Source organism: Methylomonas rhizoryzae (genome assembly GCF_008632455.1).
In the GTDB taxonomy this organism is placed as follows: Bacteria; Pseudomonadota; Gammaproteobacteria; order Methylococcales; family Methylomonadaceae; genus Methylomonas; species Methylomonas rhizoryzae.
Genome location: NZ_CP043929.1, coordinates 1,023,679 through 1,036,504 on the forward strand (window position 1 = coordinate 1,023,679; position 12,826 = coordinate 1,036,504).

The following is a 12,826-nucleotide window of genomic DNA, read 5'->3' on the forward strand; positions in this document are numbered from 1 at the left end:
TCTCAAAACTGGTTATGTCGGGAGATTGCCCGCGACCATAGGAGGATTACATCATGGCTGCCATGACTAGAGAAGAAACCGAAGCGCTTATCCAAGAAGTGCTCGAAATCTACCCTGAAAAAGCAAAAAAAGACCGGGCTAAACACTTAGCCGTCAACGATCACGAGTTGGAAAAATCCAACAAATGCATTACCTCCAACCGTAAATCATTGCCGGGTGTAATGACTATCCGCGGTTGTGCCTATGCCGGTTCTAAAGGCGTGGTATGGGGTCCTATCAAAGATATGATCCATATTTCACACGGTCCTGTCGGCTGCGGTCAATATTCCCGTGCCGGTCGTCGTAACTACTATATCGGTACCACCGGCGTTAACGCATTCGTAACGATGAACTTTACCTCTGACTTCCAAGAGAAAGACATCGTATTCGGCGGCGACAAAAAACTGGCCAAATGTATCGATGAAATCGATCAATTGTTCCCATTGAACAAAGGTATTTCTATCCAATCCGAGTGCCCAATCGGTTTGATCGGTGACGACATCGAAGCGGTTTCCAAAGCGAAATCCAAAGACATCGGCAAAACCGTTGTGCCTGTTCGTTGCGAAGGCTTCCGCGGCGTATCGCAATCTCTGGGTCATCACATCGCCAACGACGCGATCCGTGACTGGGTTTTGGACAAACGCGACGGCGACGACAGCTTCCCAACCACTCCTTACGACGTTGCCGTTATCGGTGACTACAACATCGGTGGTGACGCTTGGGCTTCACGTACCTTGTTGGAAGAAATGGGTCTGCGCGTAGTAGCTCAATGGTCCGGCGACGGTACCATCGCCGAGATCGAAAAAACCCCGAAAGTTAAATTGAACCTGATCCACTGCTACCGTTCAATGAACTACATTGCACGGCACATGGAAGAAAAGTACAGCATCCCCTGGATCGAGTACAACTTCTTCGGCCCGACCAAAATTGCTGAATCTTTGCGCAAAATCGCTGCTCACTTCGATGACACCATCAAAGAAGGTGCAGAGCGCGTAATCGAACGCTACAAAGCCGAATACGAAGCGGTTATCGCCAAATACAAACCACGTCTGCAAGGCAAACGCGTCATGCTGTACATCGGCGGTCTGCGTCCTCGCCACGTTATCGGTGCTTATGAAGATTTGGGCATGGAAGTGGTCGGTACCGGTTACGAATTCGGTCATAACGACGACTACGACCGTACCATTAAAGAAATCGGCAATGCGACTTTGTTGTACGACGACGTCACCGGTTACGAATTCGAAGAATTCGTTAAAAAAGTGCAACCCGACTTGATCGGTTCCGGTATTAAAGAGAAATACATTTTCCAAAAAATGGGTATCCCATTCCGGCAAATGCACTCTTGGGACTATTCAGGCCCTTATCACGGCTACGACGGTTTCGCGATCTTCGCCCGCGATATGGACATGACCTTGAACAATCCTTGCTGGAAACAAGTCAAGGCCCCTTGGAAAGCCGAGGCAGCAAGCGAGCCGGTTAAAGCCGTCGCGTAATGTGCACGCGCAAGGTGGGCGCAGCCGCTGCTCACCTGCCCTCCGAAGCAAGAGCGGCCTGCTTTGCGCGATGCCCAACGAACATCGGTGCATAACACCCGATTTAATCCAATCACGCCTGTCCACAGATTAGTGGCGCGTTAGGAGATTACTATGAGCCAACAAGTCGACAAAATTGAACCTAGTTACCCTTTATTTCGCAACGACGAATACAAGGACAACCTTGCCGAAAAGCGTGCCCTGTACGAAGAGCGTTTTCCGCAAGAACAAATCGATGAAGTATTCGAATGGACCACTACCAAAGAATACCAAGAGCTGAACTTCCAACGTGAAGCGATCACAATCAACCCCGCCAAAGCTTGCCAGCCCCTGGGCGCGGTATTGTGCGCATTGGGTTTCGAAAAAACCATGCCGTACGTACACGGATCACAAGGTTGCGTAGCCTACTTCCGTACTTACTTCAACCGTCATTTCAAAGAGCCGGTGTCTTGCGTATCCGACTCCATGACTGAAGACGCAGCGGTATTCGGTGGACAAAAAAATATTTTCGCCGGTTTGGAAAACGCGAAAGCTTTGTATCAACCGGACGTAATTGCCGTATCGACCACCTGTATGGCGGAAGTTATCGGCGACGACTTGAACGCGTTCATCAACAACGCCAAAAACGAAGGCCATATTCCGAAAGAGTATCCGGTACCGTTTGCGCATACTCCAAGTTTCGTTGGTAGCCATGTTACCGGTTGGGACAACATGTTCGAGGGTATCATCCGGTACTACACCCTGAACTACATGGAAGACAAAGAAGTCGGTTCCAACGGTAAGATCAACTTCGTTCCGGGTTTCGAAACCTACTTGGGTAACTACCGCGTGATTCATCGCATGATGAAAGAGATGGGCGTAGGTTATTCCTTGTTGAGCGATCCTACCGAAGTTCTGGATACGCCTGCCGACGGTACTTTCCGTATGTACTCGGGCGGTACTTCTTACGACGAAGTCAAAGATGCGCCGAACGCGATCACTACCGTGCTGTTGCAACCTTGGCAATTGGAAAAAACCAAAAAATTCGTCGAAACCACTTGGAAACAAGACGTGCCTAAACTGAACATTCCGATGGGCTTGGAATGGACCGACGCGTTCTTGATGAAAATCTCCGAGTTGAGCGGTAAGCCGATTGCCGAATCGCTGGAAAAAGAACGCGGTCGTTTGGTCGACATGATGACCGACTCGCACGCTTGGTTGCACGACAAAAAATTCGCATTGTACGGCGATGCGGACTTCGTGTTGGGTATGACCAAATTCTTGCTGGAATTGGGCGCTGAAGTAACCGACGTATTGGTTAACCACGCCAACAAACGCTGGAAAAAAGCGTGCGAAGCGATGTTGGCCGAATCTCCTTACGGCAAAAACACCACCGTACACATCGGACGCGACTTGTGGCATTTCCGTTCATTGATGTTCACCAACAAACCGGACTTCATGATCGGTAACTCGTACGGCAAGTTCATTCAACGCGACACCTATTACAAAGGTGAAGAGTTTGAAGTGCCGCTGATCCGTATCGGTTTCCCCATCTTCGACCGTCATCATCTGCACAGAATGACGACCTTGGGTTACGAAGGCTCCATGTACATCCTGACCACCCTGGTCAACTGCGTACTGGAACAGTTGGACAAAGAAACCAAAGGTATGGGAACCACCGACTACAACTACGACTTGATCCGCTAAGCGTAGACGTACCAGGGTGGGCTCGGGATCTCCCGAGCCCACCCTCCCATCGTTTCAAGTCGGGTGTTAACATAGCCCGTACAATCTTATCTCAATCGGAGAAATCTATGCCTAGCGTGATGCTGAGAAAGCGTGAAGACGGCAAGCTACTGTTTTACGTTGCTAAAAAAGATTTGGAAGAGACCATAGAATCGTTAGAATTCGACAGCCCGGACAAATGGGGCGGCGAAGTGATTTTAGGGGATGGTTCCAAATATTTCTTTGAAGTCCTGGATGCGCCGCCTAAGATTCCTATCACTTTGCAGGCGAAAAAAGTTGCGGAGGCCTAATCATGGCGCTTTACATCGTTGCAGACGAATGCATTTCTTGCGGTGATTGCGCACCGGTATGCCCTACCGATTCGATTAAAGAAGGCGCAGTGGTGTTCGAAATCAGTAAAAAAACCTGCACCGAATGCGAAGGCGATTTCGATGAGCCGCAATGCGTCAGAGTTTGCCCCATAGATAACTGTATCTTGCCCTTAGTAGCTTAAAATCGGTCCGGTTCGCGGACACACCTTCTATTTTTTTCCAAATTAGCGACGAATCTAGGAAAACCACATGATCAGTCCCGAGCAAGTACAAGAGATAGCGACGGCGGTAAAAGGTCGGGTGTTGAGTGAGACGACGATAGCTTCGTTGCGCGCGGAATATCCCGGCCTACATTTCACTTATTGCCTTGACGACGACATTTCCAATCACGAGCCTGTGCTGGAATGCGGAACCTTCAACCTTTACTTGGTCGACGGCCGCGAACACTGCTTGCGTTTCACTAGCGTTCACGAATATGCCTCGGGGATCGTCATCGCAGAAGTGATAGACGAGTAAGCAGGCGCATGGCAGAACCGGCAAATCATATCCAGGTTCCGTTCGGCGATTGCAGTTTATGCCCATTTAGAAACAAAACCTTGTTGATGGGTCGCTGCATGCCCGGCCACACCTGCGTGCGCGTGGAAAGCGGCAAGCAAATCGACCGATTTTTTAGGGTCAACCCGGTCTACGCGGAACACTATCTGCGCGATCCCTATTGGGAACGACGCGCGGTTGCCGCCCGCTATGCACCGCAAAAAGCCTTGCACGCCTTGATCGAAGACAGCGACGAAGTCGTGCGTCGCGTCGTCGCTTTTCGATTGCCTTCCCACCAATTACAGGCTTGGATAAGCGATTCCGACCGCGACGTGCGCATGACCGTAGCCGAACGCATAGACTTGGAACACTTAGAGCAACTAGCGGATGACAGGGATTATCTGGTACGCTTGACCGTGGTTAAACGCTTGCCGCCCGGCCGCTTGTTTCGTTTCATTAAAGACAGGGACACCCAAGTGCGCAAACGGGTAGCCGAGCGGCTTCCGGAAGTCAGTTTGGGCCTGATGATGGCCGATCCTTCGCCGGAAGTGAGGCGCATCGTTGCGGAGCGCTTGCCGGCCGACGAGGCCGTGGCGCTGTTGAACGACAGCGATTGGGTGGTGCGGTATACGGCGGCGACTAAAGTTAGCCCGGAAAATCTGCCGCCCTTGCGTAACGACCCCGAGCCGGACGTACGAGAATTAGTGCTCCATCGTCTCCATCTAACTAGCGATACCGATTCGAAACATGACTGACGCCCGCTTGACCGTAACCGGACCCGAAATTGCCGAATGTTGCAAAAAGTGTATCCCAGGCCAAACGGACGAATTACTGACGCAAAAATTGCAGAGCCTGTATCCCGAATTTCCGGTTCATCTGGCACAGGTGGGCGAAGAGTGGTACCGCTTGGGTGGCGTGGTAGGCTCTGACGGCAGCCGGATTGCCAACGATTTGACCGAGTGGGTGGAACGAACCTACATCGAATGCGGGCAAAACCTACAGACCTTGATCGACTACACGCTGGAGCAACGCTTGATTGCCACCAAGCAGACCGGCCATACCCTGTATTTCGTCGTGCAAACCGGCGAGCAGGCCGAAGATTTCACCTTGATCGAAGTCGATAAAACTCACGAGGTATCGGATCGGATGTTGGCGAACGAAACCCGCCCGCCGGAAGATTTGGAAGAGTTTATCGACCCGTTACACCCTTTTTGCATAGACAGCTTTTGCTTCGGGCAATCCCGGTACGCTTACCGGCGCAAAACCGACGTGCGTTTATTCATGGAAGTCGTCAACGAACGCCACAGCGGCGAGCATCCGGTACAGCGCTTCATGGACGATTGGAACCGCAGTAGTGCCGGGCAAAAGCATAGGATGTCCGACGATTGGATCATTCGTCCTTATAGCCATACCGGCCGTTTCGGCGAGCAAATCGTCAACGTCGAATTAATCAACGTGCACCAAGGCCATTTGCCGCATTTGGAAGACTTTGCCGGCAAAAAAGGCAGTGCCTTGAGTAATTTACTGAATCGTTTCGACCGGCAAGCCGGTTATCCTTTTGCCTGGTACTTTTACATGCTGAAAGGCAAATTGGTATCCACCCATAGCGCGGAAGCCGTGTTCGCCGACATTTCCGGGGATTTTGCTTATTTGCCGCAACGCGACGAAGCGGTGCTGCGCGATTGGATTGCCAGCCCCTACAACGTGTAAATCCATTTACTCAAGCCGGGCGTGATTAAGATCAACCGGCATTTTCCGCAATAACTTGTCGAATCAATTGTTCCGCAGCCTCCAGTTCCCGCTCGAAAACATCGGTGCGGTAGGCTTCGTGATTCAAATCTATCGCGTTTGCAACCGGTGTTATCGAGTCGGAGCCGACGTAAACCCGGGTTACAGTCGACAGCCCCGGTTGCAAGGGTTGGGCGCGCAAGTCGTCGGCATTCAAGGCAATTCGCACTTGCAGGCGCTCCGCCACATGGATGAAATTGCCGGTGGCGTTATCGGCCGGCAATAGCGCGAACGTACTGCCGGTGGCCGGATTGATGCCTTGTACCCGGCCACGGTATACCCTCTGGGCTTGCTGGGCGTCGATGCGAATCTCGGCCGGTTGACCGACGCGTATCGGTGCGGCCTGGGTTTCCAGAAAATTGGCCTCCACCCATACCTGATCCAACGGGACAATGACCAGCAACGGCGTGCCCGGATTTAAACGGTCGCCGACGTGCACTTTGCGCTTGGCAACGTAACCGGATACCGGAGCAATCACGTTTTGCCGGCTATAGTCCAGGAAAGCGCGTCGCAGCCGGCTTTTGGCGCGTTCGACCGCCGGGTGTTCGCCGGGCTCGGACCGGCCTAATTGGGCGAGCAAGCCTTGCCGTTCCGCCTCGGTTTCACGCAGGCCGGCGATCAATTCCTCAATGTTATCTTCAGCATTTTGCACGTCCTGCTCGGCGGCGGCACCGTCCGCGACCGCGATCGACAAGCGCGCCAAGTCGTGTCGTACCCGTTGCAGAGCCGCTTGTTTGGCGTCGGCACGATGCGTTAAGGCTGCGAGTTGAGCTTTTAGGGCCATGACGTTGCGTACCGCTTCCGCCAGTTCGGCTTGGGCCTGTTGCAAAGCGATCAGCGCCTGGGCGCCGTCCAATCTGACCAAAATATCGCCTTTGTGAACCTTTGAGGTGTTTTCCGCCAGGACTTCGACGACCGTACCTTCGCTTTGATTTTTTACCGTAATCAAATGTCCGGCAACGAAAGCGTCGTCGGTGCCGACCCAATCGCGCTGATCCAACCACCAAAATAATAATGCAGTGATTGCGACGACAGTCAGTGTGGCTGCCAGGGAAACTAGACGGCGCTGGCGTTGACGCAGGATTTCGCGCGGACGGATTTTTTTATGCATGGCTTAGGCCTGGTGTTGAGATCGTTACGGCAAATGCGGTGTGCCGTTGCTTTCGGCCAGGTTCGGCGCATCGCTTACCTTGACGGAATCGGCGTCGTAGCCGCCGCCCAAGGCTTTGATCAAGCCGACCGACACCTTTCTTTGTGCGACTTCGAGACCAAGCAGCACCAAGTGCTCTTGATTTTCGGCAATGCGGGCTTGTAAAACCTGAAGCCGGTCGGCCAGTCCGGACTGGAGCAAACGTGCGGCCAGCCGGCTTCCGGCTGCGGCGGCTTCCAACTTGGCACGTTGTTCGTTGCGGCGGGCGGCGAATTCTCGCCAGCGACTCAAGCCGTCGGCGACTTCTTGCACCGCGTGCAATAGCGCCGCGTTGTAGCGTTCGACTGCGGCGTCGTAGGCGGCTCGACGGTCAGTTAGTTTGGCTCGCAGCAGGCCGCCTTCGAAAATCGGCAATTCTATGGCCGGCCCGACCGCGTAGGCCAAGCTGGCGCCTTGCAATACAAGGTCCGTCAGGCTGACGCTATGTAAACCGCTGAACGCGTAAAGGTTGACGTCCGGGTAAAAAGCGGTTTCGGCGACCATGACGTCCTCGGCGGCGGCCTCCGCTTGCAGTCTGGCGGCGCTCAGGTCGGGGCGCTTCGACAACAAGCGTAAAGGCAAATCGGTCGGTAGATGTAAAAGTGCAGCTGCCGTGTTAGGCCTAATGGTCAGCGCCTGCCCCCAATCGGCGCCTCGCCCGGCCAGCACGGCCAAACGGTTGCGTTGCGTTTCGGTCGTGCCGTGCAAGCGGGCCAGTTCTTGCGCGGCCTCACTCAGCGCGATTTCGGCTTGCAGCGTCGGGGCGTCGCCGCTAAGTCCGGCCCTGCGCTTTGCCTGCTGCAAAGCCAGCAAGCCTTGCCGGTCCGCCGCAATCCGTTCCGCCAGCTGTGTTTGCGCTAGGCTGGTTTGTAAGTCGAAATAGCAAGCGGTCAGTTCGGCGGTAAGCAGCAGGCGCGCGTCTGCCAGTTCCGCCGCGCCGGCCAACGACCGGTCGACCGCGCTTTGCAGCGCGGCGCGGTCGTGGCCCCAAAAATCCAGGTGGTAGCGCAACACCAAGGGATTGATCAGCAGTTGTCGAAAATGCTCGCCGGCCAGCTTGGCCTGAACGCTGTTGGCGGAGAAGCGTTGCGCGCTGAAACCGAGACTGGACTCCAGCGTCGGATATAACTCGGCGCCGCGTGCGTCCACCAGGGCTTGCGCTTGTGTCAGCCGAGCAGCGGCGATATGGATGTTCGGGTTATCGCTTAAGGCGGTGGCGATCAGCCGGTCCAGTACCGGATCGTTGAACTGCCGCCACCAGTTTTGTTCCGGCCACGCCCGCTTGGCGGTGGCTTCGGTGCCGGCTAGGTCAAGGGTTTGTCGAATGGCGGGCATGCCTTTCATGCGGGCAGGCGTGTCGCCGTTACTGCCGAGCCGGGCGCAGGCGCAACACAGGCAGGACAACCAGATTGCGGCCCAGACACGGCTCGGCAGCCGGGTAAGCGGCGGCATCAGATTTCCTCCGCGACGACTTCAGCCGCTAATTGCGACAATGCCGGTTGTGCGCCGGCTTCGTTGGGCTTGCGCGGCGGATGGGCAAACCAAACCAAGGCTGCCAGCGTCAGGAAAGCGCAGCCGGCCAGCCAGTAGGCGTCGCTGATGCTGCGAATTTGTTGGGCTTGCGTGACCAGTTTGGCAAACTTGGCGAAGGCCGCCGCGTCGCTGTAACCGGCGTCGACTAAGCGTTGCAATGCGGTAAAGTCGGAGTGGTTTTCGGCGAATCTGTGCAGGTGCAGCGGGGTCCGGCGATACAGCACGATGGCTTGCAAGGAGATGCCGAATCCACCGGCCGCTATGCGCAAAAAGTTCGCCAATTCCAAGGCCTGCCAGTGCCGTTCCGCCGGTAAATCGTGCAACATCAATCGCGTCAGGGGCACGAAAAAACTGCCCAGGCAAATGCCCTCCCACAATTTCGCCCAAAACAGCCGGTCGAAAGCGGCCGGATCGTCGAATCGGCCGAGCCAAAAATACACGGCGGAGAAAGCGGTAAGGTTGATGCTGGCCAGTAAGCGGGCGTCGGTGCGATTGACGATTTCGTGCATTATGCCGGCGGTCGGCTTGGCGAATATGGCCATCGGTAAAAATACCAGGCCGGCCAGCAACGACGAATAACCCAGCGTGACTTGCAGTTGCACGATCAACATCGATAGCAAGCCTTGAAACATCAGAAACCCACAGCACAAGGCGACAACGCCTATCGCGACATTGCGTCGTTCGAATAGGCGAATGTCGATATAGGGATGTTTGACCCGCGCTTCCCACCAGATCCAGAAAACCAAACTGGCGACGGAGAACCCGGCTACTGCCGAAAGGTAGGGCGAGTTGCCCCAGTCACTATCGTTGCCTTGGTTCAATAAGGTTTGCAGACCGAGCAGGGTGCAGGCCGCGAGGGCAAAGCCGACGCTATCGAAGCGGCGGCGTATCGCACGGCTGCCGCGAGCGTACAGCAAAGCGCCGATGCAGGCGGCAATGCTCAGCGCCAGCGCGATGTTGAGCCGGAACAGCCAGCGCCAGCCCACGCTATCCGCTATCCAGCCGCCTAAAGGCGGGCCCAGGGTAAACGGTGTGAGGGTGACCAGATTCCAAACCCCGATACCCAGAGATTTTTGCCGTTCCGGGTATTCTTTGAGCAGCAGCGATTGGCCGATAGGCAGGCTCACGCCGCCGGAAAAACCTAAAAGAATACGCGCACTTAGATAAGGCAGCAGCGAGGTAGCGTAGGCGCAGCAAGCCGAGCTCAGTGCAAAAACCAGGCACGAGGCGATGAAAGGTCGGTATTCGCCGATGCGTCGGGAAAGCCAACCGCCGACCGGATAACCCAACGCCAGGCCTATCATGTAATCGGTCTGGGTCCAGGCCGCGAAACTGAGCGGAATGCCCAAGCCGCCGGCAACCCTGGGCAGCATGGCGATATAGGCGCCGGCGTTGAATACGACCAACGCATGGCCGCCGCCTAAGCACAGGTTGAAGAGTAAAAAGCGCCAGCCGCGTAGGCGCTTGAAATAAACCCCGCTCATTTCAGGGCTAGCGGTGGGGTAGCCGGCACAACATGCCAGCCTAAGTCGTCGAATGCGCGAGCCAGCAAACGCTCGCCCAGTTCGGAGATAAGCTTTTTGAAGGCTGCGCCGTCGGTTTGCAGCGAATGCAGCGCCGCATCGTCGACACAATAAGAATCGGCCGCGGTGCGTGCCAGGACCCGGCCGGTTTTCGGGTTGATCAGTTTCAGCATCACCTGCAACGATACTTGACCGGCAAAAATTCGATAACGGTTTACTCCGATTTCCACAACGGCGTCGTAACCGTGCAGCTCGCTGTAACGGCTGTCGGTGTCCGCCTGCGCGTACCAATTTTCCACTGCGCGGCGCCAGTGCTGCAGTTGTGCGTTCCGTTCCGACTTGACGATCGGCAGCGGGCGAATATCGCGATGGACGCGGCTGTGTAGCCAATGGTCCGATAAATTGGCGCGAGCGATTTCGGCCAAAACGACGGTCGGCGTCCAGATGGGGGCCGGTCCACTCGCTTGCTCCGCTGCCGTTACTAGCGTGAAGGTATCGAGTTCGTTCGGGGCGATGGCTCCGGCAATGACGATGCCGCCGGCATTGCGGTACAGGTGCCGCTCCGGGTCTAGCGGCATGGCCATGTTGCGGTAGTGCGCATAAGCCGGTATCCGGTCTTCAATGGGGTCGGGCTCGATGTCCAGCGGCGGCGTTTCCAGCGCCACAATCAGCACGGATTGCAGTTTGCTGAGTTCCGCTTCCGGCAGGCGGACAGCCGGTGTCCGGCAACCGGTCAATAAACAAGCCAAAAGCACATACCGGGCGGATCGGGTTGTCACTGCGAGTAGTTGGCCGATTCCGGATCTAACCGCGTCGGCTGGCGTTAAACGGTGGGTGATCGGCATATCGGCTCTCCGCAGCTGGTTCGGGAATTTGATAGCGATTCACTATAGGTAGAGCCTTTGTATAAGTAAAACGATATTTATTAGACTTTCGTATCGATAATGTCGATACTAAATCCATGGACATTGACCAAATCAAAACGTTTTTAAGCGTCGCCGCCAACGGCAGCTTTCTGGAAGCGGCCAATCGTTTATACGTCACTCAATCCACGGTCAGTACCCGCATCCAGCGTCTGGAAGCTTATCTGGGGGTGCAACTGTTCGTGCGTAACCGGGCCGGCGCCGGTTTGACCCTGGCCGGCAAGCGCTTTTTGCGGCACGCCAAAACCTTGTTGTTGACTTTGGAGCAAGCCAGGCACGACATCGGATTGCCTAGCCGATATAGAGCCAGCGTGAGCATAGGCGCCCGGATTGCCTTGTGGGAAGGCTTGCTGCCGCGATGGATAGGCGAAATTCGCAGGACGATGCCGAACATATCGTTGCGTAGCGAGATCGGTTTCGAGGAGGATTTGATGCGCGGTTTGGTCGAGGGCAGTATCGACATCGGCTTGATGTACACCCCGCAGCATAACCCGGCCTTGATCATCGAGCATTTGTTCGACGAGATTTTGGTGCTGGTCGGCAGCGATCCCTATCGGCCGTGGCCGAACGACGATTACATCTATGTGGATTGGGGGCCGGGTTTTTATGCTCAGCACAGCAATAGTTACCCGAATCCGGAGCGTCCGGGACAATGGGTGAATATCGGTTGGTTGGCGGTGCAATTGGTGTTGTGCAACGGCGGATCCTGCTTTTTGCCGATTCGCTTGGCCGAGCCGTGGTTGGCGGCCGGCAAATTGTTTTTGCTACAGGACGGCGCCGGTTTCCGCTTGCCGGCCTATATGGTTTCGCAACGAGACGGCGATGCCGAGGTGCTGACGCCCATATTGCAGCGCTTTCGCGCTTTAGCCGCGCTGGAAAGCCAAAAACGCCAGAGTTAGCGTTTCCGGTTTCGGTTCTAGCAAGTTCCGCGCGACCCGTCGTGGATGAGTCCCGTCGCTTATCAGTCACGCCGAGGATGCCGCCGCTCGCGTGTTGACAATCAATCGATTGATTGATATGGTTTCAATCGATCGATTGATTGAATACCGGACGCGGCGAAAGTACATGGGCAATGACAAGACGGACAATAAGGAGGGGGGCGACGCGCGTAGCCGGTTAGTGAGCGCGGCGCTCAAATTGTTTGCCGAAAAAGGCTATGAAGGCGCCTCCACCCGGCTGATTTGCGAAGCGGCTAACGTCAATATATCGGCGATTCGCTATTACTTCGGCGATAAAGCCGGCCTATATCGGGCGGCGTTCACCGAACCTATGGGCGAGACCCGCTGCGGGGGCGATGTCCGTGCTTATGCCGATATGCCGTTGCCGGAGTTGTTGCGCCGCTTCTTTACCGAATTTCTGGAACCCTTCAAAAAAGGCGAAGAACTGAAGCTGGTCATGAAGCTGCATTTCCGGGAAATGGTCGAGCCGACCGGTGCTTGGCAGCAGGAAATCGATGCGGAGTTAAAACCGCAGCACGACGCGCTGGTATCGCTGCTGCAAAAGCATTTGCAGTTAGAGCAAGCCGATACCGACCTGCACCGCTTGGCATTCGCCATTGTCGGCATGGTAGTGCATTTTTACGTCGGTCAAGACATCCTGACCGCAATAGATTTGCCGTTAGTGGATACGCCCGAGGCTATCGACACCTTGGCCGACAGATTGAGCGGCTTCGCCCTGTCGATGATAGAAGGCGAAGCGGCCCGGCGCAGGCAATCCCTGGAGTAATCCA

Annotated in this window: 13 protein-coding genes; 9 read left to right on the forward strand and 4 right to left on the reverse strand. The window is 55.3% G+C overall.

The features are described from left to right. The first annotated feature begins 53 nt into the window (after positions 1 to 53). The 7 genes from nifD (at position 54) to F1E05_RS04815 (ending at position 5,851) form a co-directional block, all read left to right on the forward strand. Entirely contained in the window at positions 54 to 1,532 is a 1,479-nt protein-coding gene (nifD, locus tag F1E05_RS04785) for a nitrogenase molybdenum-iron protein alpha chain (protein ID WP_150047213.1), read from the forward strand. A 153-nt stretch (positions 1,533 to 1,685) separates the two neighbouring features. Next, the gene (gene nifK, locus F1E05_RS04790) at positions 1,686 to 3,257 is read left to right on the forward strand and encodes a nitrogenase molybdenum-iron protein subunit beta (RefSeq protein WP_150047214.1); all 1,572 of its coding nucleotides are present in this window, start codon (positions 1,686 to 1,688) and stop codon (positions 3,255 to 3,257) included. Positions 3,258 to 3,364: 107 nt separating this feature from the next. Continuing rightward, positions 3,365 to 3,586, forward strand: a complete 222-nt coding sequence (gene nifT / locus F1E05_RS04795) for a putative nitrogen fixation protein NifT (RefSeq protein WP_150047215.1) — start codon at positions 3,365 to 3,367, stop codon at positions 3,584 to 3,586. 2 nt (positions 3,587 to 3,588) lie between these two features. Then, on the forward strand, positions 3,589 to 3,789 hold the full coding sequence (locus F1E05_RS04800) for a 4Fe-4S binding protein (RefSeq protein WP_150047216.1): 201 nt from the start codon (positions 3,589 to 3,591) through the stop codon (positions 3,787 to 3,789). Between the two features lie 67 nt (positions 3,790 to 3,856). After that, positions 3,857 to 4,123: a DUF6129 family protein gene (locus F1E05_RS04805; protein ID WP_150047217.1), complete on the forward strand. Its 267-nt coding sequence runs from the start codon at positions 3,857 to 3,859 to the stop codon at positions 4,121 to 4,123. 8 nt (positions 4,124 to 4,131) lie between these two features. Continuing rightward, a complete protein-coding gene (locus tag F1E05_RS04810; protein ID WP_150047218.1) occupies positions 4,132 to 4,896 on the forward strand; it encodes a 4Fe4S-binding leucine-rich repeat protein in 765 nt (254 codons plus the stop codon). Beyond that, positions 4,889 to 5,851 carry a hypothetical protein gene (locus tag F1E05_RS04815; RefSeq protein WP_150047219.1) on the forward strand — a complete coding sequence of 321 codons (963 nt, stop codon included), beginning with the start codon at positions 4,889 to 4,891 and terminating at the stop codon, positions 5,849 to 5,851. Before F1E05_RS04810 ends, F1E05_RS04815 begins: the two co-directional genes overlap by 8 nt. Before the next feature lie 31 nt (positions 5,852 to 5,882). Here the strand turns inward: F1E05_RS04815 and F1E05_RS04820 are convergent, their stop codons facing one another. From F1E05_RS04820 to F1E05_RS04835, 4 genes are read right to left on the reverse strand one after another with little or no spacing between them, the layout of a single operon-like run. Continuing rightward, complete coding sequence (locus F1E05_RS04820; protein WP_150047220.1) at positions 5,883 to 7,040, reverse strand: efflux RND transporter periplasmic adaptor subunit; 1,158 nt, start codon at positions 7,038 to 7,040, stop codon at positions 5,883 to 5,885. Between the two features lie 24 nt (positions 7,041 to 7,064). Next, positions 7,065 to 8,570, reverse strand: a complete 1,506-nt coding sequence (locus F1E05_RS04825) for an efflux transporter outer membrane subunit (protein WP_150047221.1) — start codon at positions 8,568 to 8,570, stop codon at positions 7,065 to 7,067. Beyond that, the gene (locus F1E05_RS04830; protein WP_150047222.1) at positions 8,570 to 10,135 is read right to left on the reverse strand and encodes a DHA2 family efflux MFS transporter permease subunit; all 1,566 of its coding nucleotides are present in this window, start codon (positions 10,133 to 10,135) and stop codon (positions 8,570 to 8,572) included. The genes F1E05_RS04825 and F1E05_RS04830 overlap by 1 nt, the downstream gene beginning before the upstream one ends. Further along, positions 10,132 to 11,019 carry a hypothetical protein gene (locus F1E05_RS04835; RefSeq protein ID WP_150047223.1) on the reverse strand — a complete coding sequence of 296 codons (888 nt, stop codon included), beginning with the start codon at positions 11,017 to 11,019 and terminating at the stop codon, positions 10,132 to 10,134. The genes F1E05_RS04830 and F1E05_RS04835 overlap by 4 nt, the downstream gene beginning before the upstream one ends. Before the next feature lie 116 nt (positions 11,020 to 11,135). On the opposite strand from F1E05_RS04835, the gene F1E05_RS04840 reads away from it, so the two are divergent. Then, complete coding sequence (locus tag F1E05_RS04840; protein ID WP_150047224.1) at positions 11,136 to 11,996, forward strand: LysR family transcriptional regulator; 861 nt, start codon at positions 11,136 to 11,138, stop codon at positions 11,994 to 11,996. A gap of 166 nt (positions 11,997 to 12,162) precedes the next feature. Next, positions 12,163 to 12,822, forward strand: a complete 660-nt coding sequence (locus F1E05_RS04845) for a CerR family C-terminal domain-containing protein (RefSeq protein ID WP_150047225.1) — start codon at positions 12,163 to 12,165, stop codon at positions 12,820 to 12,822. Positions 12,823 to 12,826: the final 4 nt, after the last annotated feature.

Coding starts and splice junctions, on each gene's coding strand:
- nifD (WP_150047213.1), top strand. CDS start 54: ATGGCTGCCATGACTAGAGAAGAAACCGAAGCGCTTATCCAAGAAGTG.
- nifK (WP_150047214.1), top strand. CDS start 1,686: ATGAGCCAACAAGTCGACAAAATTGAACCTAGTTACCCTTTATTTCGC.
- nifT (WP_150047215.1), top strand. CDS start 3,365: ATGCCTAGCGTGATGCTGAGAAAGCGTGAAGACGGCAAGCTACTGTTT.
- F1E05_RS04800 (WP_150047216.1), top strand. CDS start 3,589: ATGGCGCTTTACATCGTTGCAGACGAATGCATTTCTTGCGGTGATTGC.
- F1E05_RS04805 (WP_150047217.1), top strand. CDS start 3,857: ATGATCAGTCCCGAGCAAGTACAAGAGATAGCGACGGCGGTAAAAGGT.
- F1E05_RS04810 (WP_150047218.1), top strand. CDS start 4,132: ATGGCAGAACCGGCAAATCATATCCAGGTTCCGTTCGGCGATTGCAGT.
- F1E05_RS04815 (WP_150047219.1), top strand. CDS start 4,889: ATGACTGACGCCCGCTTGACCGTAACCGGACCCGAAATTGCCGAATGT.
- F1E05_RS04820 (WP_150047220.1), bottom strand. CDS start 7,040: ATGCATAAAAAAATCCGTCCGCGCGAAATCCTGCGTCAACGCCAGCGC.
- F1E05_RS04825 (WP_150047221.1), bottom strand. CDS start 8,570: ATGCCGCCGCTTACCCGGCTGCCGAGCCGTGTCTGGGCCGCAATCTGG.
- F1E05_RS04830 (WP_150047222.1), bottom strand. CDS start 10,135: ATGAGCGGGGTTTATTTCAAGCGCCTACGCGGCTGGCGCTTTTTACTC.
- F1E05_RS04835 (WP_150047223.1), bottom strand. CDS start 11,019: ATGCCGATCACCCACCGTTTAACGCCAGCCGACGCGGTTAGATCCGGA.
- F1E05_RS04840 (WP_150047224.1), top strand. CDS start 11,136: ATGGACATTGACCAAATCAAAACGTTTTTAAGCGTCGCCGCCAACGGC.
- F1E05_RS04845 (WP_150047225.1), top strand. CDS start 12,163: ATGGGCAATGACAAGACGGACAATAAGGAGGGGGGCGACGCGCGTAGC.